A 19,870-nucleotide genomic window follows, 5' to 3' on the forward strand; every position below is an offset into this window, starting at 1 on the left:
ATAGCATTACATTTGCATTAACATTCATTTCTGGAAAACGCCTCTCAAAAACGGCTCACGCACTCCATCGCTACCGCTTTGAACTCGGCAAAATTCTGGCTGGCGCAGAGTCGCGTCATGGCGCGCTCACGCAGGAAAGTGACAAAAATATCGTAGATCGCCATTGCTTCTTCGTACTCGCTTTTACTGATGGCGAGTAAAAAGATGACGTGCGCCGTCTCATCTCCCCAGACGATGCCCTGCGGCGCGAGCACGGTATAGACCACCGTTTTCTTCGCCAGCAATCCCAGGGCGTGCGGCAGGGCGATGCTGTCGCCTAACATCGTGCTGACAATGGCCTCACGCTCAACCACCGAGTCGAGAAACTCCGCATCCACAAACCCCTCGCTTTGCAGCTGATCGCACAATGTCTTAAACAGCGTCTGCTGATCCATTGCACCGTCAATAATGCGAAAGTGGGCGGCGTCGAAGTATTTGTTCAGCATCCACGGGCGGGTTCTGTCCACCAGCACCAGCTTGCCGATCTGCTCCAGCTGGTAGTCGGTAGGGAATGGCGCAATCATGACCACCGGCTTATCTTTTTCGCTGACGCGCGCGGTAGAGATGACAAAATCTTCGGCAATGCTGTCCCGCTGCTCATAGTCACGCAGAGTCAGGGTTCTCACGATCTCAATCTGCGGATATTTCCGCGCCAGCACCGCTTCGATCATGCGTACCATCGCATTTCCCGCGTCACATACCAGCAGGATTTTAGGCTGCCGTTGGTAACCGATGTTGTAACTACGCTCCAGCCCAACGCCGATATGCAATACCAGAAAACCAATCTCGTTTTCGCTGATGGTATATGGCGTGTATTTTCCCCAACCCGACACGGCCGCCAGCGTCATATCCCACGCCATAGGGTAGTGCTGCTTAATGTTTTCCAGTAGCGGATTGGGGATCATTATCTGATAGCGCACCCGCGTGATCATCGTTTTGATGTGGGTGAGCAGGTCGGCATGTAACTGTTTGTCATTCAACAGGTTATAGTTGTACTGCGTGTTGATAAAACGGAGGATATAGTTAACCAGCGCTTCATCGTCATCGGCATTGATGGCGCTGGGAGCAATCTCCTGCACCTGCCGTGCGGCAATGTGTACCTTCAGCCAGTTCTCTTCAGACGCCGACAGCGGTTTATCCGCCAGGTGTTGCAGCACCGCCGCAATATCCCGCGCCGCGAAGCAGACGTTGTCCTCCACCTCTTCCGTGGTAAATTCCGACAGCGGATACCCTTCGCTGATGCGCCGTACCGCGACGGCGCAATACAGGCGTAAAAACAGCTCGCCTTCATCTGTCAAACGAATACGAAAACGGGTAAATATTTCCTGCAAAATCGGCTGCAATTGTTCCGGTACGCCCGCGTTAAGCGCTTCTTCCACAATCAACGGGTTCGCCGGGTCCTGCTGCGCCAGCGTCCACAGAAGATCGGTCAGACACGCGCGGATCGCCATTTCGCTGCCGAACAATTTCATGCCGTGGCGCGGGCGGGTTTCCAGCGTCAGATGATAGCGGCGCAGCCACTCGCGAACTTCCGCCATATCGTTTTGCAGCGTCGCGCGGCTGACGAACCACTCATCCGCCAGATCTTCCAGTTTGAGCGAGAAAGCGGACGTCAGGAAACGAACCACCAGATAGTGCACCCGTTCCTGGCTGGTTCGCGGGATGCGCAGCGTACTCGGCTGCTGCTCCCGCAGGGTTTGATAGCGGGTCGGATCGTCAATTCGGAGCTGATAACCGTTGCCCCGGCTCAGAACAAACTGCGCGCCATACTGCGTCAGCAACGCATTCAACGCAGTAATGTCCGCCCGCACGGTGCGCGTGGAAACCGACAACCGCTGCGCCAGCTCATCCTGCGGCAGCGTCTCGTTTTGCAACATATCAAACAGCTGTGCCAAACGTTGGTTGGGGAATCGCACGTCACTTACCTCACTCTTGCTATTAACCTACGCACGTCCGGGTAATGGCCAACAGCTGGCGCACATCGTCTGGACGGGTGTTGCCACTCACCTTATCAATAATCGAACTATAAATGTGAGGAATGATTTTGCTGACGCCAGCATCAAGCGCAATCTGCAAAATCTCACCAAAGTTTTCCAGATCGATACCGCCAGTCGGCTCCAGCCAGAAGTCGTGACGGGCGCAGGCTTCCGCTACCGCTTTGTACTCATCACGGCATTTCAGGCCGCCCATCGGGAAGTATTTAATCGAGCTGCCGCCCATGTCTTTCAGCAGGGCAATCGCCGTCTCCACGGGAACAATGCCGTCCGGCGTTTTGCTGCTCAGCGGGCCGGTAGAAATTTTCACCCTGCCCGGCGTCCCCGTCGGGGAGACCAGACCGTTAACGACCGTTTCACCCTGCCCCAACAGCGCGCGGCTGGTCGCCACGCCGGTAAAGACCTGATTAACGTGCTGCGGCTGCACCTGACGAGAGATGTCGCTCACCATCGCCGACTGATTCGGATCGCCAGCCCCCAGGCCAACAGAGAGGGCATTGTCGATAAGCGCCGCGTATTCGCGCATATCCGCCACCGCGCTGTCGACATCCGGGTAATTTTTGGAGAGCACGCCGACCAGCACATGGCCTTCCGCCGCCGCATAAATCTCACGGGCGTTCTCTTTGGAACCCGCCAGAACGTTCAGACAAACGCGGTCACGGTAAAAGTTAGGGGTCAGTTTCATGCTTTTTTCTCCTGATTAATCACGTCGCGAATACGGCGTGCCACAATCTCCAGTTGCGCCTGATTTACGCTGCGGACATCCGCCTCAATAATGCCTTCGTTAGCTTTGTAGCCACGGAAATAGATGGCGTACTCACCCTGTTTGAGGGCTTCCACCAGATCGCCGGTGGCAATGCCGGTCACGGCCTCATCGAATTTAATTTCCGTTCGCGCGATATCGCGTCCAGCGCTGTCCCACACCACGCGGGCGCTCACGCCATTAATCGCATTCAGCGCATCAATAAACGGCGTCATTTTTTCGACCATCTCCGCGCCGCTCTCTTTCTGCGCGTTCAGGTAGAGTTCGATGGCGCAGGTCAGCCCGAGGATGCCCTCTTTGCCGACTTTCATGGCGCGGCCAATGCCCGCCGTCTGGCGTTTCACCCACTCGACGTACTGAGTTTTACCGATCACCAGACCGCTGGTCGGCCCTTCAATCGCTTTCGCGCCGCTGTAGATCACCAGATCCGCGCCGACGCGGTAGTAACACTGCAAATCCTCTTCTGCCGCCGCATCCACAATCAACGGTAAATTGTGCGTGCGCGCGACTACCGCCGCCTGCTCTACGCTGAGCATGCTTTTCTGCACGCAGTGGTGAGATTTGATATAGAGGATCGCCGCCGTGCGCGGAGTGATCGCCGCCGCAAGCTGCGCTGCGGAACATTCGTTGGCATAACCGGCTTCGACCAACTTACCGCCGCCCAGCGCCACCATCGTGCCAACCGGCGCGCCAAAGTTAACGTTGTGCCCTTTCGGCAATACAATTTCGTTATTCTCGATCGGAGTAACATGCAGGTTTTCCAGCAGCCAGTCGCTGTCCTGAACCAGTACCGCCGCTACCGACTGGGCAATTCCCGCCGAGGCGCAGGAGACGACCGTCGCCCCTTCCACATCCAGCAGTTTTGCAATGTACTCCCCGGTTTTATTGACCAGATCTTTCATCTCAAAGTACTGGTTCATGCCATCCATTGCCGCCTGCACTACTTCCGGGCGCGGGGTGGAAACACCGAGCGCGGTCATGCGCCCTGATGTATTAATCACTTGTTTCAGATTGTATTTTTCATAAATCGAAGTCACGTTCAGCACTCCCTTGTTCGGTTACATAGCCCTTACCCGCACGGATGGCGGCAAGCGGCACCAGCAATTTTTCAGCCTGTAAGCTGTCGTTTTCAGCGTCCACCAGCACGGTTGGCTGGCGCCTGAGCGTAAAGAGGGTCAAGTCGGCGTCCAGACCTGGCTCAAGGCGGCCTTTGCTTTTCAGGTTCAGGCCATCAGCGGCATTTGCCGTCACACAGTCGATCACCTGCGGCAGCGTCATGCCGATAGCGAGGAATTTCGACATCACGTTGGCAAGCGAATAAACCGGGCCATTGATGCGGTTACGACAGTAGATATCCGAGCTGATGGTGTGCGGCAAAATGCCTAAGCTAATCGCGCGCTGCGCGACCGCAAAGCTCAGGCTGGCAGTGCCGTGACCAACGTCCAGGCGCACGCCGCGCTGTAGCGCCCGGGTGATTGACGCGCGCAGCTCACCGTCCGGCGTCAGAATGCGATTAGGTTTGCCATTATAGCAATGAGTGATGATATCACCCGCCGTCAGACGCTCAGCGATCTCATCCAGATCCGGCGGATTGTTGCCGATGTGTACCATCAACGGCAGATCGCCGTTCTCTTTCTGCATCGCTTTGGCGCATTCCAGCGGCGTAATGCCGTTTTCACCCACCACGCTGCTGCTCATTCGCGCCTTCAGGCCCACAATGAAATTCGGATGGCGTTTCACCGCCTGTTTCACGGCGTCCGCATCGACATTGGCCATATTCGCCAGTTCGTTTTGTGCGATCAGCCCTACGCGGGAGATATTCAGCAACGCATAAACTTCAGTGGCCGCTTCACGGGTCAGCGTGTAGAAATCATCAATGTCGTCTGCGCCGGTACTGCCCGCATCAACAACGGTGGTGACGCCTGTCGCAATACCGACGCTGTCCGGCTCATCGTGATAAATCGGGGATTTCGGATAGCAGTGGACGTGGGAATCAATCCACCCTGCGCTAACGTAATACTCGCCGCGCAGATCGACGGTTTTCGCCGCCGGTTGCTGGATATTGCCCAACGCGGCAATTTTGCCGTCCTTCAGGGCGATATCGCTCACCGTATCGTCAACCAGACGCGCACGGCGCAGGAGTAAATCATACATCGCTCTCTCCTTTGCCGGATGGCGGCGTAACCGCCTTATCCGGCCTACAAATCAACAGTTAGCTAATGGCAATCGGGAAGATCGAACCTAAAATCATGGCGCCGAGGATCGCGCCGCCGGTGATCGGCTTCTGCCAGAGATAGAACAGCAACGCCCCCAGCAAAGAACCCACGCCGATTGGAATCGAGGCGGTCATCGCGCTGAGGATGATCAGCGGCCCCAGGAAGCGGCCTGACGCATTACCCGCCCCCATCATCACGTCCGCCCCGTAGGTGGAGTCGCTCTGATTGATGGTGAACTTACGCGCCAGAATGATGACGTAGCCAATTGCCAGACCAATCACCAGACCGGTGATTAACGAGGCGACAAAGTTAGCGACCGGGAAAACGATCCCTGCGCCCAGCAGCAGCGCCGGAACCCCAAGACCGACGCCGGTCTGGATCGCCCCGCCGATGTCCAGAATCCCCACCAGCGACCCTTCGATAATGCGGGCAAACAGGAAGCTTGCGCCAAACGCAGCCACCGCACCGTAAACGCCGGTGTCCATCCCCGCTTTCAGCATTGCCACAAAGGCCACTTCGTTAAACGCGCCGATACCGTACAGGTAGTACATATGCGTCCCGGCAAAAACGCCGGATGAGAGCAAGCCTACAAAGATCGGGAACGACCAGTCGGCATACCAAAAACCTTTATTCTGTTCCATTATGATGGCCTCCGTTATTTGCCGCTGAGCGAGCCGTGGATCAGTTCGAGCCAGTTCGGCACGGTCATATTGAAGGATTCGATCATCTTCATGTCGAAGCCGCGGAAGAAGCCGCTCAGGACAAACAGCGCCACAATGGCGACCATCATCACTTTGGTGACGTGGTTCCAGCCGCTCTCTTCAACGCCTTTGCCGATCAGAATACCCAGCACCAGACCCGGAACGGCGTTACCCATGATCAGCTGCGCCGCGCCGCCAAACACGGTGGCCCAGAAGCCTGATTTTTTCCCGGCGTCGATCGCCGCCAGCCAGAAGATAACCGGCATCACGGTATTCACCAGCAGGTTAGCCGCAGGCACCAATACCTTAACGGCGGTGACCTGCAACGCTTCCGGTACGGAAGAGGCGGTAAGGTTGAGGAAGGTCACGACGATCATGCCGATGATGCCGCAGGCAATCGCCATTTTCTTCGGATCGTGCAGCGTCTCGCCGACATTGCGGTTTTTGATCATCAGCGCTGCCGCGCCCCAGTTCGGGATGATGCGGTGATCGACATCCTGCGTGAATGAACCCGCCGCAACGGATGAAGCCCAGGCGTTGAAGAAGAAGCCCAGACCGAAGGAGAAGTGAGAAGCCGGGTCTCCTTCACAGGAGTTCAGTTCCCCCAATGTACGAAACGCGCCCATACCCTGTGTAGTCGGCGCATGAAACATGCGTGCAGCCCCGGCGCCCACACCGACGCCGACCAGGCCACCAATGATGAGCGATTTTATTAATATTATCAGGAACATATTTATGCCTTTTAATAAAGAATCAGCGTTGCGCGACGAAGTCCACCTTGTCGAGATTGATGGCAGTCACGTTGACGGTCACTTCCAGCTCCACGCTGTAGGTGCGTCTTTCCCGGCGCAAAAAGACAAATAAAAACGCTTCTTTGCGCACCGTTTCACGCGCTTGAACAACCTGCACATCCTGTGGCTCAATACGCAATAAAATATGCGGCGATGCTTTCATCACCGCGCCCTGAACGTGGTTCAGGGCATCGGCAAAGGCGCGCGCTTTGGCTTCGCCTTTACCGGTGACTCTCACCGTAGTGGTGAATTGTTCTTTCATACTTAAGCGCCGTATTTCTTCTGCCACGCCTGAACCAGACGCTCGCCAAGTTCTTCTTTATCCATAAAGCCGAACCCCAGCACGTTGCAGCCTTCGTTGATAGCCGTGACGCCTTCATCCACAGAGCGCATCCCGTATTTGGCTTTGTAGCCATACTTGTTTTGCGCCGTGATGGCGCCCGCGCCGCCGCTACCGCAAAAAGAGATGCCAAAGGTGGCGTTTTCCGCTTTCATCACGTCGCCCAGCTTCATATCCGCCGCCACGCCCGGCACCACCACCGCACGACCACCGGCTTTTTCTACACCTGCCGCCACTTTCTGGCCCTTACCCAGACGATCGCCAATTACGACTGTAATCTGTTCCATTTTTTGCTCCTTAAAGGTTGTCTTTCGCGACTTCGAAATGTACTGACAGCAGCCAGGCTTCTTCCTCTGGAAGGTTGCCAAACGCCGCCACGATGTCGCGGGCAAGTGCCATTGATTCGGCTGAAATTTCATCAAATAAACTGGCATCCACTTCCGGCAAAGGCTCGCCGGTCACTGACCGATGCGCCATGGCGCGAACATGAGACGTCAGCATTTGTTCCTGTACGGCGTTGGGAATGATGTGATGTTCGCTGAGTAAGGCATACACCTGCGCCAGCATGCGATCGGCCAGTTCACCGATCTCCGTCACCTGCTCCCCCATGTCGTTCATTACTGCTCCGTTATTCACTCGTCTTACCCCGTTAATGGCTCTGGGTTAAAACTAACGGCAGGGGTTAAAAGTTTGTAGCGAGTTGTTTTCCACTTCGAAGTGGAAAGGCGAGTGGCGACAGTGATCTGTTCCACAGAAAAGGGGGATTTGGCGATTTATCGCTGAAAAACTGTGACATACGTCCCAAGGAAAGGCGGAAAAACCGATGAGAAAAAGCACATTCGCGCGATCGCCGAATGTGAAAAAGTGTGACGGGAATAGGGATTACTTATAGCCCAGGGGAAATGCCGGATGGCGACGCGATGCGTCTTATCCGGCCTACATCACGTTATTAACGATACTTCTTATGGTACGCGTTGCGGGTGGTTTTAAACGCTTCCGCCGCCGCTTGCGCCTCTTTGATTTTGCCTTCATTCGCCAGTTTTAATGCGCCGTCAATCTGACCGACCAGCGTATCTAAACCGTGGCGAAAATCCTTCATCTCCGGGCTATCCGGGGCTTTATCTTCCAGCTTAGGCGGCGTGCCTTTTTGCGCATCCAGCGCAGCAACGCGCATTTTGCTTAACGCGTCTTTCAGTTCGGTCGCGTTATCCGTTTTTTCCACCACCTTCAGATTGTCGTTAAGCGTGTCCATATTGTCTTCAAGATCGGCAGAAAACACCGCCGAACTGAACGCCAGGGATGATATGGCAAGAACAGCTAACAGGTTTTTACGCATTGCTCACTTCCTCATTTTTATTATGAAAAGAAAACAAACGAGTGCTACTGCCCGGCGATTTTCATCTCCGGTAACAGCACGGAACCACACTGTATATTGCTACGCGTTTCAATATCGTTACCCACGGTGACGATATTGCGCCACATCTCTTTTAAATTCCCGGCGATGGTGATCTCGCTGACCGGATACTGGATCTCGCCGTTCTCAACCCAGAAACCGGCCGCACCACGGGAGTAGTCGCCAGTAATGCCGCTCACTCCCTGGCCCATGAGTTCGGTGACGACCAGACCGGTGCCCATCTCTTTGAGCAGTTGTTCAAAGCTCAGCCCCTGCCCGGCAATGCGCCAGTTATGGATGCCGCCCGCGTGCCCGGTGCTTTTCAGCCCCAGTTTGCGCGCGGAATAGTTGGTCAGCAGCCACTGGGTCAGCACGCCGTCTTTCACAATGTCGCGACGCTCTGTGCGCACACCTTCGCTGTCGAACGGCGAAGAGGCCAGCCCTTTCAGCAGATGCGGGTGTTCTTCGATGGTCAGCCATTCCGGCAGAATCTGTTTACCCAGCGAGTCGAGCAGGAAGGTCGATTTACGGTATACCGAGCCGCCCGCAATCGCGCCGACCAGATGGCCAAACAACCCGGTCGCCACTTCATTCGCGAAAATCACCGGCGCTTTCATGGTCGAGAGTTTGCGCGGCGCCAGGCGAGATAACGTACGGCGCGCGCACTCGGCGCCCACCCATTCCGGCGTTTGCAGATCACCTAACGCGCGGCCAATGGTGTAGGCGTAATCACGCTCCATGTCGCCCTTTTCTTCGGCGATGACACAGCTTGAGAGCGAATGGCGCGTGGAGCAATACCCCTGCAACATGCCGTGGCTGTTGCCGAACACTTTGATGCCGTAATGGCTGTTAAAGCTGCCGCCTTCGGTGTTGGTGATACGTTTATCCGCCTGTAACGACGCCTGCTCCGCGCGAGCAGCCAGATCAATGGCTTCATCCGGGGTCACTTCCGCCGGGTGGAACAGGTCGAGATCCGGCGCCTCAAAGGCCAGCAGATCTTTATCTGCCACGCCCGCGCACGGGTCCGGCGAGGTATAGCGAGCAATATCCAGCGCCGCCTGTACGGTACGGGCAATCGCCTGCGGACTTAAATCGGTGGATGACGCGCTGCCTTTACGGTTCTGGTGATAAACGGTGATCCCCAGCGCGCCGTCACTATTAAATTCTACGTTCTCCACTTCACCATAACGGGTGCTGACGCTGATGCCGGTGGTCTTGCTGACAGAGACTTCCGCGCCGTCTGATTTGCCTGAGGCGAGCTCCAGGGCTGTTGAGACCGCTTCTTCCAGAATCTTACGCTGCGCTTCAACTTGTGAGATTACTTTCATCGCAAATGCCATACTGTAGAGAGAGTTTCTCTGAAGTCTAACAGAGAACCGTTTTTCAGTGCGCATCTTAACTGGTAACATTAGCCTCTTTTTTTAAGGAGCCTGACATGACAAAGCAGCCCGAAGACTGGCTCGACGACGTTCCCGGTGATGACATCGAAGACGAAGACGATGAAATTATCTGGGTCAGCAAAAGTGAAATTAAACGCGATGCCGAGGAGTTAAAACGCCTGGGCGCGGAAATTGTGGATCTGGGGAAAAACGCGCTGGATAAGATCCCGCTTGATGCGGATCTGCGCGCCGCCATTGAGCTGGCCCAGCGTATTAAGATGGAAGGCCGCCGTCGTCAGTTGCAGCTGATCGGTAAGATGCTGCGTCAACGCGACGTTGAACCTATTCGTCAGGCGCTGGATAAGCTGAAAAACCGCCACAACCAGCAGGTGGTGCTGTTCCATAAGCTTGAGCAACTGCGCGATCGCCTGATCGTTGAAGGTGATGATGCGGTGGAGGAAGTGCTGAGCCTGTGGCCGAATGCCGACCGTCAACAGCTTCGCTCGCTGATCCGCAACGCGAAGAAAGAGAAAGAAGGCAATAAGCCGCCGAAGTCGGCGCGGCAGATCTTCCAGTATCTGCGTGAGCTGGCGGAAAACGAAGAGTAATGCGTACGTGAGTTAAGTGTGCCGGATGGCGACGCAACGCGTCTTATCCGGCCTACAGCCTGGTGCATTTGGTATTGCCGGATGGCGACGCAATGCGTCTTATCCGGCCTACAGCCTGGTGCATTTGGTATTGCCGGATGGCGACGCAACGCGTCTTATCCGGCCTACAGCCTGGTGCATTTGGTATTGCCGGATGGCGACGCAACGCGTCTTATCCGGCCTACAGCCTGGTGCATTGGTATTTGCCGGATGGCGACGCAATGCGTCTTATCCGGCCTACAGATTGTAGGCCCGGTAAGCGCAGCGCCACCGGGCATATGATTACTCCGCCGCCTCTGCCTTTTTCGCCAGGCCATCCAACAGTTTTTGATGGATGCCGCCGAACCCGCCGTTGCTCATCACCAGAATATGATCGCCAGGCTGCGCGGTTTTCACCACCATATCGGCCAGCGCGTCCACATCCCCGCTCCAGTGCGCAGGCTGAACACAGGCATCCGCGACTTCCGCCACCTGCCACGGAATATGCTGCGGTTGCAACAAGAACACTTCATCCGCACGCCCTAACGACGGAGCCAGATCGTCTTTGCAAAGACCCATCTTCATGGTGTTGGAGCGCGGTTCCAGCACCGCAAGAATACGCGCCGTACCGCCCACTTTACTGCGCAACGCCGCAAGCGTCGCCAGAATCGCCGTCGGGTGGTGAGCGAAATCGTCATACACCGTCACACCGTTGGCTTCACCGCGCAACTCCAGACGACGACGGGCGTTGATGAACGATCCCAACGCGTTAGCCGCATCCGCAGGCATCACGCCAACATGACGAGCGGCGGCAATCGCCATCAGCCCGTTATTCATATTGTGTTCACCGACCAGCGACCACTTCACTTCACCGGCTTTTTCACCGTCCAGCCACACTTCCCAAACGGATGCATCCGCGTTCAGTTTCTTCGCCTGCCAGTGCCCCTGCTCGCCCACCAGCTCCTGCTCGCTCCAGCAGCCCATCGCGATCGTCTGCTTCAGGTTGATGTCGTGTTCCGGGAAAATAATACGCCCTTGCCCCGGCACGATGCGCACCAGGTGGTGGAACTGCTTCTGAATCGCTTTCAGATCGTCAAAGATGTCCGCATGGTCGAACTCAAGGTTGTTGAGGATCAGCGTGCGCGGGCAGTAATGCACAAACTTGGAACGCTTATCGAAGAACGCGCAGTCGTACTCATCCGCCTCAATGACGAAGAAGTGACTTTCACCCAGACGGGCAGAAACGTCGAAATTGCCCGGAACGCCGCCAATCACGAAGCCCGGCTGATAACCGCAGGCTTCCAGAATCCAGGTCGCCATGCCTGCCGTGGTGGTTTTACCGTGCGTACCGGCTACGGCCAGCACCCAGCGATCGCGCAGAACAAAGTCATGCAGCCACTGCGGGCCGGACATATACGGAATGTTCTTTTCCAGCACCGCTTCAACACACGGATTTCCACGGGTCATGGCGTTGCCGATGATCACCAGGTCTGGCTGTGGGTCGAGCTGGCTGGCGTCGTAACCCTGAATTAAATCAATGCCCTGCTTCTCAAGCAGGGTACTCATCGGCGGATACACATTGGCGTCCGAACCCGTTACTTCATGACCGAGCGAGCGCGCCAGCATCGCCAGACCGCCCATGAAAGTGCCACAAATTCCCAAAATATGAATGCGCATACGTCACTACCCTTTTTTAATCTGGGGGCCATTTTACGCACATGTCAGGCAAGTGAGAAACGCATTTCAGGATATTCCGTACTTTGCTGGCGCGATTCACCTGAGCGCGGCCGCTGAAATATTTGTTAAGATTGTTACGGTCGCTTTACTCCATATCAATTGCAGGGAAAGTGTTATGAAAACGTTAGGTGAATTTATTGTCGAAAAGCAGCACGAGTTCTCTCATGCTACCGGTGAGCTCACTGCTTTGTTGTCGGCAATAAAGCTGGGCGCCAAGATCATCCACCGTGATATCAACAAGGCCGGTCTGGTCGATATCCTGGGTGCCAGCGGTGCTGAGAACGTGCAGGGCGAGGTTCAGCAGAAACTCGACCTGTTCGCGAACGAAAAACTGAAAGCTGCACTGAAGGCGCGCGATATTGTGGCAGGCATCGCTTCTGAAGAAGAAGATGAAATTGTCGTCTTTGAAGGCTGCGAACACGCGAAATACGTGGTGCTGATGGACCCACTGGATGGCTCGTCCAACATCGATGTTAACGTCTCTGTCGGTACTATTTTCTCTATCTACCGCCGCGTAACGCCTGTCGGCACGCCGGTGACGGAAGAAGATTTCCTGCAACCGGGCAACAAGCAGGTGGCTGCGGGTTATGTGGTCTACGGCTCTTCAACCATGCTGGTTTACACCACCGGCTGCGGCGTACACGCCTTCACCTACGATCCGTCGCTGGGCGTTTTCTGCCTGTGCCAGGAGCGTATGCGCTTCCCGGAGAAGGGCAACACCTACTCCATTAACGAAGGCAACTACATCAAATTCCCGAATGGCGTGAAGAAGTACATTAAGTTCTGCCAGGAAGAGGACAAGTCCACGAATCGCCCGTACACCTCGCGCTATATTGGCTCCCTGGTGGCGGATTTCCACCGCAACCTGCTGAAAGGCGGGATCTACCTCTACCCGAGCACCGCCAGCCACCCGGAAGGGAAACTGCGTCTGCTGTACGAATGCAACCCGATGGCCTTCCTGGCTGAGCAGGCGGGCGGCAAAGCGAGCGACGGTAAAGAGCGCATTCTGGATATTACGCCGGAAAGCCTGCACCAGCGCCGTCCGTTCTTCGTCGGCACCGATCATATGGTGGAAGACGTAGAACGCTTCATCCGCGAGTTCCCGGACGCATAATTATCATTAATCGCACGGATGTAGGCCGGATAAAACGCGCAGCGTTGCCATCCGGCAATTTATTGCCTGGTGGCGGCTTCGCCTTATCCGGCCTACGTTCGGTTACGCTGCCTGTAGCTTAAATACGGCCATCGCCTCCAGCAGCGCATGGGACTGCTCTTCCAGCGAACGGGTGGCTGCGGAAGATTGCTGTACCAGCGCCGCGTTCTGCTGTGCGGTTTCATCCATCTGACTGACCGCGATATTCACCTGCTCAATGCCCCGGCTCTGTTCCTGAGAAGCACTGGCAATCTCACGCATCAGTTTGGTCATGCGCATCACTTCTGTCGCAATCTCATCCATCGTTTCACCGGCCTGCATCGCCAGATCGCTGCCCTCTCCGACATGCGTTTGCGAGTCGCTGATGAGCGCGCGGATCTCTTTCGCAGCATCGGCGCTGCGGCTGGCGAGATTACGCACCTCACCGGCAACCACCGCAAAACCGCGCCCCTGTTCACCAGCGCGCGCCGCTTCAACGGAGGCATTCAGCGCCAGAATATTGGTCTGGAAAGCGATGCCGTCAATTACGCCGAGAATATCGGCGATACGGTCAGAGCTGCCGGAAATATCACGCATTTTCTCAATGACATAGCACACCATCTCGCTGCCGCGATCGGCGGTGTCCGAGACTGATTTCGCCAGTTGGTGCGCCTGATCGGCATTTTCAGCGTTCAGTTTCACCGTCGCAGTCAGCTCTTCCATGCTGGCGGCTGTCTGTTCCAGCGAGGTGGCCGTAGACTCCGTGCGTTGCGCCAGATGCAGGTTGCCCGCCGTCAGTTCACGGCTGCCGGTATCAATTTGCGTGCTGGCGTCACGAACGCGTACCACGGATTCACTCAGCGCCGCACGCATCTCTTCAAGGGCGGTATTCAGACGGTTAAATTCAGAGCTGGCAAAACGGCTTACCGTCGGCGATAAATCCCCTGTCGCCAGACGCTCCAGTTGCTCAACAACATTATCAAGAGGTTTCAGGAGCTTATTACGCAACATCAGCCATACCAGCGCCAGCAGGCCGATGGCGGCCAGCGTCGCCCCCGTCATCACCCCATAATAGACCCAGGAAGTGATAATACGGGTGGAGGCGTAGAGCCCCATACCGCCCGTCAGCAACAGGAGCAGGGTAAGTAAAGACAGTAAAACCAGTAAACTTGTACGAATAGAGAGGGATTTTGGCATCGTTATCTTTCCGGTTGTAGGGATATAGAATCTATCGACTACAACCGGAAAAAGTTTATACGTTTCAGGAAATTCAATATGTTACTTCGGTGTTGCGGCTGTGTTGACACGCGTAACCGGAGAGCTCTGGCGATTCTCCCACAGCACCGTCAGACCACGCTGCAAGGCAATAAAAATAAACAACAAAATCCCGATAGCGATCTTCGTCCACCAGGAACTCAGCGTGCCATCGAAGTTAATATAGGTCTGGATCAGCCCCTGGATCGCCACGCCGAACAGCGTACCTAACACCGTCCCCACGCCTCCGCTCAGCAACGTACCGCCAATCACCACCGATGCGATGGCATCCAGCTCAACGCCAACGCCCGCCAGCGCATAACCGGCCTGGGTATAAATGGAGAAAACAATACCCGCCAGCGTCGCAAGCCCGGTAGAGAGCATATAAATACGGATGGTGGTGCTGCGCGTCGAAATCCCCATCAGGTTCGCCGACGCCGCATTTCCGCCAATGGCGTAAACCTGATTACCAAACCGCGTACGGTGCGCGAGGAAAATACCGATCACCACCACCGCCAGCATCAGCAGCCCCATTGCGCTCAGACGCCCGCCGCCGGGGATTTTCCACGCCAGGCTGGAGAGCGTATCGTAAATCGGGTGGTTAATCGGAATCGACTCCTCAGACACCAGGTAGCTGACGCCACGCAGGAAGAACATCCCCGCCAGCGTAATGATAAACGCCGGAATCTTCAGCGCATCAATCAGTAGCCCCATAAATGCCCCGAACGCACAACCCATCGCCAGTACCAGCGGGAAGGCCAGCAGCGGCGAGATCCCCCAGTAGCCAATGGCCTTCGCCAGAAAAACGCCGGTAAACGCGATCACCGATCCCACGGACAGATCGATGCCGCCGGAGAGGATCACGAAGGTCATGCCAACCGCGATAATCCCGAGGAAAGCGTTATCGGTCAGGATGTTGCAGATAACCCGGGTTGAGGCGAAACCGGGGAACTGCGTCAGGCAATAGAGGTAGCCCAGCACAAAAACCCCGAGGGTGATCATCAACGGTAAGTTACGTTTTATCACGACCACGCACTCCTTTTATCAGACTGATAAAGCGCTGCGACTGCACAATCAGCACGCATAACACCACGATGGCTTTGACGACCTGGTTCATCTCCGGCGGAAAGCCTGACAGCAGGATGCCGGTATTCATCCCCTGGATAATCAATGCGCCCACGACCGACAGCAGCAGGTTAAAGCGCCCGCCCATCAGCGAGCCGCCGCCAATAACCACGGCCAGAATGGCGTCCAGTTCCAGCCAGAGTCCGGCGTTGTTGGCGTCCGCGCCGCGAATATCCGCCGTGATGATGATGCCCGCAATCGCCGCGCACAGGCCGCTCAGAACATAGGTGAGCATGACGATAATGCGGGTGTTCACCCCGGCATTTTTCGCCGCCCGAATGTTGATCCCCACCGCTTCAATGAACATCCCCAGCGCCGTTTTACGGGTCAGCAGCCAGAACACCACCAGGGTAAGCAGCGCGATAATCACGGGCGTCGGAAACAGCAGCAGCGAACCGCTGCCGAACCACGATAAGTTGGGTGAGTTAAAGGTGACGATCTGCCCGGAGGTGATGAGTTGCGCCACGCCACGTCCGGCCACCATCAGAATGAGCGTGGCGACAAACGGCTGAATTTTAAGGATCGCCACCAGAATGCCATTCCACAAGCCCGCCAGTACGCCTGTTCCCAGCGCCGCGAGCAGCACCACCGGTAAGCTGTGCCCGGCCACCGTCATGGCGGCAGTGGTCGCTCCGGCAATCGCCATTACCGCCCCGACGGAGAGATCGATACCGCCAGTGGCGATCACCAGCGTCATCCCAATCGCCAGCAGCGCAACGGGAGCCGCGCGGTTAAGAATGTCAATCGGGCTGCCGAACAGGCGACCATCCTGCAAAATCACCTGCCAGAAATGCGGCGCCACCAGGCTGTCCACCAACAGCACCAGCAGCAATGCCACGATCTGCGGCATACCTGTCGGCCAGCGAAAACGTCGCTTCGGCGGTGTGGTTTGCGGGAGAGACTGAGGCATCACACTATTCTCCTTACGCCGCAATGGCGTTCATGATCGCCGGAACGGACAGTTCCGCCAGCGGGATCTCCGCCACCTGTTTACGATCGCGCATGATGATCACCCGATCGGCATAGCCCACCAGTTCCTCCAGTTCAGAGGAGATGACCAGCAGCGCCAGCCCGTCCGCACACAGCGTTTCGATCAGGCGGATGATCTCCGCATGCGCCCCAACGTCGATGCCGCGTGTCGGCTCATCCAGGATCAGGAACTGCGGTTTGGTCAGCAACCAGCGCGACAGCAACACTTTTTGCTGATTGCCGCCGGAGAGAAATTCAATCGGCTGTTCCGCACTGGGGGTACGAATGCCCAACTGGCGGATAAAACGCTCGGCAATCTCCTGCTGTTCTCTGCGGGAAATCGGCCGCAGCCAGCCTCGCTGCGCCTGTAGCGCCAGAATGATATTTTCCCGTACCGATGCGGCGGCAATAATGCCGTCCGTTTTCCTGTCTTCCGGGCAAAAGCCGATCCCAAGGCATGAAGCCTGATGCGGCGATCGCAGGGTTTGCGGTTTACCTTTGATCATCGCACTGCCGCTGTCGGCCGGTTTAATGCCAAAGATCACCTCTGCGGTTTCGGTACGCCCCGATCCCAACAGCCCTGCCAGACCGACGATCTCGCCGGGGCGGACTTCCAGGCTGAACGGCGAGATGGTGCCCTTCCTGCCGTAATCTTTAAAGGCAGCCACCGGTTTATCGCTCAGCAAAGTGCGCCCCGCCCGCTGTAGCGCATGGGTCTCCAGTTCGCGCCCCAGCATCATTTTCACCAGTTCGATCTGTGGAAGCTCGCGGGTTTCGCGGCAGCCGACAAAGCTGCCGTTGCGTAACACGGTGATCCGATCGCTCACCTGATAAACCTGATCGAGAAAGTGCGTAACAAAGATCAGGCTGACGCCGCGATCGCGCAGATGGCGCATCAGGCCAAACAGCATCTCAACTTCCTGGGTGTCGAGGCTGGCGGTGGGTTCGTCGAGGATCAGGACTTTCGCGGAGAGATCGATGGCCCGGCAGATAGCGACAATCTGCTGCATTGCAACGGAAAAGCGGTTGAGCGGCTCACGCACATCCAGCGAAAAGCCGTAAGAGGCCATCAATTCTGTAGCGCGTTTCTCCATTTCTTTGCGCCGCAGCAGGCCAAAACGCCGGGGCTCACGACCGATAAACAGGTTATCCGCCACCGACATATTGGGCAGAAGGTTAACCTCCTGGTAGACGGTTCCGATCCCCAGTTGCTGGGCATGCGCGGTATTCTTCGGTGAAATCACCTGGCCTTCCAGCCAGATAGTGCCGCGATCGGCATGGTATACGCCGGTTAATGCTTTAATCAGCGTTGATTTTCCCGCCCCGTTTTCCCCGAGCAGCGCCATGATTTCGCCCCGGCGCAGGCTAAAATCGACGTTATCCAGCGCCTTAACGCCGGGAAAGAATTTACTGAGTCCCTCGGTACGGAGGATTTCCTGATTTTGGTCGATGGTCATGGCATTCCTCCGGTTCGAAAGCGCGGCCTTTCCGTAGGCCCGATAAGCGCAGCGCCATCAGGCAATAAATGCCGGATGGCGGCGTAACGCCTTATCCGGCCTACAGAAGACCGACAGCAAAATCAGTAGCCCATGTTTTTCTTCTTCTCTAACTCTTCTTTTGCGGTGTCAGGCAGGTACAGCGTCGATTTGGTGATGGTCAGCTTCTCAGGCATCGTGCCGTCTTTTTTGTATTTCTCCAGCGCATCGAAAGCGGGCCCGGCCATGTTCGGCGTCAGTTCAACGCTGGCGTTGGCTTCGCCATCAATCATCGCTTTATAGATATCCGGCACGCCGTCGATAGAGCCCGTCAGAATATCTTTGCCTGGCTTCAGGCCCGCTTCTTTAATCGCCTGGATCGCGCCGATCACCATGTCGTCGTTATGGGCGTAAACCATGCAGATGTTTTTGCCGTTGTTTTCCGCTTTGATAAAGCTCTCCATCACCTCTTTCCCTTTACTACGGGTAAAGTCGCCAGACTGAGAGCGGATGATTTTGATGTTTGGCGCTTTGGCGATGGCTTCGGCAAACCCTTTCTTACGGTCGATCGCCACGCTGGCCCCAACGGTGCCTTGCAGCTCAACAACGTTACACGGCTTGCCATCTACCTCTTTTACCAGCCAATCGCCGATCAATCTGCCTTCCAGCACGTTGTCGGCGGTGACGGTGGTCATATAGAGCGATTTGTCTTTAACATCAATGGAGCGGTCGAGCAGAAAGACCGGAATTTCCGCATCTTTGGCTTCTTTTAAGACCGGTTCCCAGCCTGTCGCGACCACTGGCGCAATAAAGATGGCGTCCACGCCCTGAGCGACAAATGAGCGTACGGCTTTAATCTGGTTTTCCTGTTTTTGCTGACCGTCGGCAATTTTCAGCGTGATGCCGCGTTTTTCGGCCTCGCTCTTCGCCACGTTGGTTTCGGCGGCGCGCCAGCCGGACTCAGAGCCGACCTGCGAAAATCCTACGGTTAAGGGGGCGGCCATTGCCATAGACGACATGGCTGCCGAAACTGCTGTGACTAAAAGTAAGCGCTTCCACATAATGATGTCCTCGTAGCCCAGGTTATTGTTGGGTGAAAAGCATTCGCGAGGAAAACTATAGACAATAGGTGATGTAACGGATTGCGTTACATCACACTTCAAAAAAGTAAATAAAAGGTTAATCACAACTTTGTAATCGCTTTCATTCGCCTATGAAAAAAGCAGCTGTTGTTATGGATTTTCCTGTCACGTAAACCGTCTGAAAATCGCAGCCGGAGGGGAAAGAAGACGAAAACAAGCGGAGACTTTCAGCGCGAGTTGGCTATAATACTCGCCACTTGTTTGCCATATATATTTAAAGGAAACAGACATGAGCTTACTCAACGTCCCTGCGGGTAAAGATCTGCCGGAAGATATCTACGTTGTTATTGAGATCCCGGCTAACGCAGATCCGATCAAATACGAAGTTGACAAAGAGAGCGGCGCACTGTTCGTTGACCGCTTCATGTCCACCGCGATGTTCTATCCGTGCAACTACGGCTACATCAACAACACCCTGTCTCTGGATGGCGATCCGGTAGACGTTCTGGTTCCGACGCCGTATCCGCTGCAACCGGGTGCTGTGATCCGTTGCCGTCCGGTTGGCGTTCTGAAAATGACCGACGAATCCGGTGAAGATGCGAAGCTGGTTGCCGTACCGCACACCAAACTGAGCAAAGAATACGATCACATCAACGACGTGAACGACCTGCCGGAACTGCTGAAAGCGCAGATCACACACTTCTTCGAGCACTACAAAGACCTCGAAAAAGGCAAATGGGTGAAAGTTGACGGCTGGGACAACGCTGAAGCGGCTAAAGCTGAGATCGTTGCTTCCTTCGAGCGCGCAGCGAAGAAATAAGTTCGTTTTCGCTTGAGCTCAACGTAATTTTTCA

Annotated in this window: 21 protein-coding genes; 4 read left to right on the forward strand and 17 right to left on the reverse strand. The window is 55.8% G+C overall.

All coding sequences use genetic code 11. The annotated features are described in order from the left end of the window. Positions 1 to 44: 44 nt before the first annotated feature. From OGY62_RS19695 to pmbA, 11 genes are all read right to left on the reverse strand, one after another. Positions 45 to 1,955, reverse strand: coding sequence for a BglG family transcription antiterminator (locus OGY62_RS19695; RefSeq protein WP_058668474.1), 1,911 nt, complete (start codon positions 1,953 to 1,955; stop codon positions 45 to 47). 22 nt (positions 1,956 to 1,977) lie between these two features. Next, positions 1,978 to 2,718 (reverse strand): 2-dehydro-3-deoxy-phosphogluconate aldolase, encoded by a 741-nt coding sequence (gene dagF, locus OGY62_RS19700; RefSeq protein ID WP_286460447.1) that lies wholly within the window; start codon positions 2,716 to 2,718, stop codon positions 1,978 to 1,980. After that, the gene (locus tag OGY62_RS19705) at positions 2,715 to 3,833 is read right to left on the reverse strand and encodes a DgaE family pyridoxal phosphate-dependent ammonia lyase (protein ID WP_286460448.1); all 1,119 of its coding nucleotides are present in this window, start codon (positions 3,831 to 3,833) and stop codon (positions 2,715 to 2,717) included. The genes dagF and OGY62_RS19705 overlap by 4 nt, the downstream gene beginning before the upstream one ends. Next, the gene (locus OGY62_RS19710; RefSeq protein WP_112001304.1) at positions 3,817 to 4,950 is read right to left on the reverse strand and encodes an amidohydrolase/deacetylase family metallohydrolase; all 1,134 of its coding nucleotides are present in this window, start codon (positions 4,948 to 4,950) and stop codon (positions 3,817 to 3,819) included. Before OGY62_RS19710 ends, OGY62_RS19705 begins: the two co-directional genes overlap by 17 nt. A gap of 58 nt (positions 4,951 to 5,008) precedes the next feature. Then, entirely contained in the window at positions 5,009 to 5,653 is a 645-nt protein-coding gene (locus tag OGY62_RS19715) for a DUF4310 family protein (protein WP_012134365.1), read from the reverse strand. 14 nt (positions 5,654 to 5,667) lie between these two features. Further along, positions 5,668 to 6,444, reverse strand: coding sequence for a DUF4311 domain-containing protein (locus tag OGY62_RS19720; RefSeq protein WP_012134366.1), 777 nt, complete (start codon positions 6,442 to 6,444; stop codon positions 5,668 to 5,670). Between the two features lie 22 nt (positions 6,445 to 6,466). After that, positions 6,467 to 6,766, reverse strand: coding sequence for a DUF4312 family protein (locus OGY62_RS19725; RefSeq protein ID WP_012134367.1), 300 nt, complete (start codon positions 6,764 to 6,766; stop codon positions 6,467 to 6,469). Between the two features lie 2 nt (positions 6,767 to 6,768). Further along, the gene (locus OGY62_RS19730) at positions 6,769 to 7,131 is read right to left on the reverse strand and encodes an SFCGS family glycine-rich protein (protein ID WP_012134368.1); all 363 of its coding nucleotides are present in this window, start codon (positions 7,129 to 7,131) and stop codon (positions 6,769 to 6,771) included. 10 nt (positions 7,132 to 7,141) lie between these two features. After that, a complete protein-coding gene (locus OGY62_RS19735; RefSeq protein WP_012134369.1) occupies positions 7,142 to 7,462 on the reverse strand; it encodes a glycine dehydrogenase in 321 nt (106 codons plus the stop codon). A gap of 331 nt (positions 7,463 to 7,793) precedes the next feature. Continuing rightward, positions 7,794 to 8,180, reverse strand: coding sequence for a cytochrome b562 (cybC, locus tag OGY62_RS19740; protein WP_130028971.1), 387 nt, complete (start codon positions 8,178 to 8,180; stop codon positions 7,794 to 7,796). A gap of 44 nt (positions 8,181 to 8,224) precedes the next feature. Next, a complete protein-coding gene (gene pmbA / locus OGY62_RS19745; protein ID WP_047459405.1) occupies positions 8,225 to 9,577 on the reverse strand; it encodes a metalloprotease PmbA in 1,353 nt (450 codons plus the stop codon). A 95-nt stretch (positions 9,578 to 9,672) separates the two neighbouring features. Here pmbA and yjgA point away from each other — a divergent pair, with 95 nt between their 5' ends. Together yjgA and OGY62_RS19755 are read left to right on the forward strand one after the other, a co-directional pair. Continuing rightward, entirely contained in the window at positions 9,673 to 10,224 is a 552-nt protein-coding gene (gene yjgA, locus OGY62_RS19750) for a ribosome biogenesis factor YjgA (protein WP_012134373.1), read from the forward strand. A gap of 25 nt (positions 10,225 to 10,249) precedes the next feature. Next, positions 10,250 to 10,513: a hypothetical protein gene (locus OGY62_RS19755; RefSeq protein WP_286460450.1), complete on the forward strand. Its 264-nt coding sequence runs from the start codon at positions 10,250 to 10,252 to the stop codon at positions 10,511 to 10,513. Positions 10,514 to 10,545: 32 nt separating this feature from the next. On the opposite strand, the gene mpl is transcribed toward OGY62_RS19755, so the two are convergent. After that, positions 10,546 to 11,919, reverse strand: a complete 1,374-nt coding sequence (gene mpl, locus OGY62_RS19760) for a UDP-N-acetylmuramate:L-alanyl-gamma-D-glutamyl-meso-diaminopimelate ligase (RefSeq protein ID WP_024130777.1) — start codon at positions 11,917 to 11,919, stop codon at positions 10,546 to 10,548. 175 nt (positions 11,920 to 12,094) lie between these two features. On the opposite strand from mpl, the gene fbp reads away from it, so the two are divergent. Beyond that, positions 12,095 to 13,093: a class 1 fructose-bisphosphatase gene (fbp, locus tag OGY62_RS19765; RefSeq protein WP_024130778.1), complete on the forward strand. Its 999-nt coding sequence runs from the start codon at positions 12,095 to 12,097 to the stop codon at positions 13,091 to 13,093. A 102-nt stretch (positions 13,094 to 13,195) separates the two neighbouring features. Here the strand turns inward: fbp and OGY62_RS19770 are convergent, their stop codons facing one another. The 5 genes from OGY62_RS19770 to ytfQ form a co-directional block, all read right to left on the reverse strand. Beyond that, positions 13,196 to 14,308, reverse strand: a complete 1,113-nt coding sequence (locus OGY62_RS19770) for a methyl-accepting chemotaxis protein (protein WP_080750335.1) — start codon at positions 14,306 to 14,308, stop codon at positions 13,196 to 13,198. 81 nt (positions 14,309 to 14,389) lie between these two features. Continuing rightward, the gene (yjfF, locus tag OGY62_RS19775) at positions 14,390 to 15,391 is read right to left on the reverse strand and encodes a galactofuranose ABC transporter, permease protein YjfF (RefSeq protein ID WP_024130779.1); all 1,002 of its coding nucleotides are present in this window, start codon (positions 15,389 to 15,391) and stop codon (positions 14,390 to 14,392) included. After that, a complete protein-coding gene (gene ytfT / locus OGY62_RS19780) occupies positions 15,378 to 16,400 on the reverse strand; it encodes a galactofuranose ABC transporter, ATP-binding protein YtfT (protein WP_024130780.1) in 1,023 nt (340 codons plus the stop codon). The genes yjfF and ytfT overlap by 14 nt, the downstream gene beginning before the upstream one ends. Positions 16,401 to 16,413: 13 nt before the next feature. Further along, positions 16,414 to 17,916 carry a galactofuranose ABC transporter, ATP-binding protein YtfR gene (gene ytfR, locus OGY62_RS19785; protein WP_286460451.1) on the reverse strand — a complete coding sequence of 501 codons (1,503 nt, stop codon included), beginning with the start codon at positions 17,914 to 17,916 and terminating at the stop codon, positions 16,414 to 16,416. Between the two features lie 122 nt (positions 17,917 to 18,038). Further along, positions 18,039 to 18,995, reverse strand: a complete 957-nt coding sequence (ytfQ, locus tag OGY62_RS19790; RefSeq protein WP_012134381.1) for a galactofuranose ABC transporter substrate-binding protein YtfQ — start codon at positions 18,993 to 18,995, stop codon at positions 18,039 to 18,041. A gap of 310 nt (positions 18,996 to 19,305) precedes the next feature. Here ytfQ and ppa point away from each other — a divergent pair, with 310 nt between their 5' ends. Continuing rightward, positions 19,306 to 19,836 (forward strand): inorganic diphosphatase, encoded by a 531-nt coding sequence (gene ppa / locus OGY62_RS19795; protein ID WP_012134382.1) that lies wholly within the window; start codon positions 19,306 to 19,308, stop codon positions 19,834 to 19,836. Positions 19,837 to 19,870 lie beyond the last annotated feature (34 nt).

Source organism: Citrobacter sp. CK198 (genome assembly GCF_030333295.1).
Classification (GTDB): domain Bacteria; phylum Pseudomonadota; class Gammaproteobacteria; order Enterobacterales; family Enterobacteriaceae; genus Citrobacter_B; species Citrobacter_B koseri.

Excerpts from the sequence above, each read along its gene's own strand:
- dagF (WP_286460447.1), bottom strand. The coding sequence starts at position 2,718 with ATGAAACTGACCCCTAACTTTTACCGTGACCGCGTTTGTCTGAACGTT.
- OGY62_RS19710 (WP_112001304.1), bottom strand. The coding sequence starts at position 4,950 with ATGTATGATTTACTCCTGCGCCGTGCGCGTCTGGTTGACGATACGGTG.
- OGY62_RS19715 (WP_012134365.1), bottom strand. The coding sequence starts at position 5,653 with ATGGAACAGAATAAAGGTTTTTGGTATGCCGACTGGTCGTTCCCGATC.
- OGY62_RS19720 (WP_012134366.1), bottom strand. The coding sequence starts at position 6,444 with ATGTTCCTGATAATATTAATAAAATCGCTCATCATTGGTGGCCTGGTC.
- OGY62_RS19725 (WP_012134367.1), bottom strand. The coding sequence starts at position 6,766 with ATGAAAGAACAATTCACCACTACGGTGAGAGTCACCGGTAAAGGCGAA.
- OGY62_RS19730 (WP_012134368.1), bottom strand. The coding sequence starts at position 7,131 with ATGGAACAGATTACAGTCGTAATTGGCGATCGTCTGGGTAAGGGCCAG.
- OGY62_RS19735 (WP_012134369.1), bottom strand. The coding sequence starts at position 7,462 with ATGAACGACATGGGGGAGCAGGTGACGGAGATCGGTGAACTGGCCGAT.
- cybC (WP_130028971.1), bottom strand. The coding sequence starts at position 8,180 with ATGCGTAAAAACCTGTTAGCTGTTCTTGCCATATCATCCCTGGCGTTC.
- pmbA (WP_047459405.1), bottom strand. The coding sequence starts at position 9,577 with ATGGCATTTGCGATGAAAGTAATCTCACAAGTTGAAGCGCAGCGTAAG.
- yjgA (WP_012134373.1), top strand. The coding sequence starts at position 9,673 with ATGACAAAGCAGCCCGAAGACTGGCTCGACGACGTTCCCGGTGATGAC.
- OGY62_RS19755 (WP_286460450.1), top strand. The coding sequence starts at position 10,250 with ATGGCGACGCAACGCGTCTTATCCGGCCTACAGCCTGGTGCATTTGGT.
- mpl (WP_024130777.1), bottom strand. The coding sequence starts at position 11,919 with ATGCGCATTCATATTTTGGGAATTTGTGGCACTTTCATGGGCGGTCTG.
- fbp (WP_024130778.1), top strand. The coding sequence starts at position 12,095 with ATGAAAACGTTAGGTGAATTTATTGTCGAAAAGCAGCACGAGTTCTCT.
- OGY62_RS19770 (WP_080750335.1), bottom strand. The coding sequence starts at position 14,308 with ATGCCAAAATCCCTCTCTATTCGTACAAGTTTACTGGTTTTACTGTCT.
- ytfT (WP_024130780.1), bottom strand. The coding sequence starts at position 16,400 with ATGCCTCAGTCTCTCCCGCAAACCACACCGCCGAAGCGACGTTTTCGC.
- ytfR (WP_286460451.1), bottom strand. The coding sequence starts at position 17,916 with ATGACCATCGACCAAAATCAGGAAATCCTCCGTACCGAGGGACTCAGT.
- ytfQ (WP_012134381.1), bottom strand. The coding sequence starts at position 18,995 with ATGTGGAAGCGCTTACTTTTAGTCACAGCAGTTTCGGCAGCCATGTCG.
- ppa (WP_012134382.1), top strand. The coding sequence starts at position 19,306 with ATGAGCTTACTCAACGTCCCTGCGGGTAAAGATCTGCCGGAAGATATC.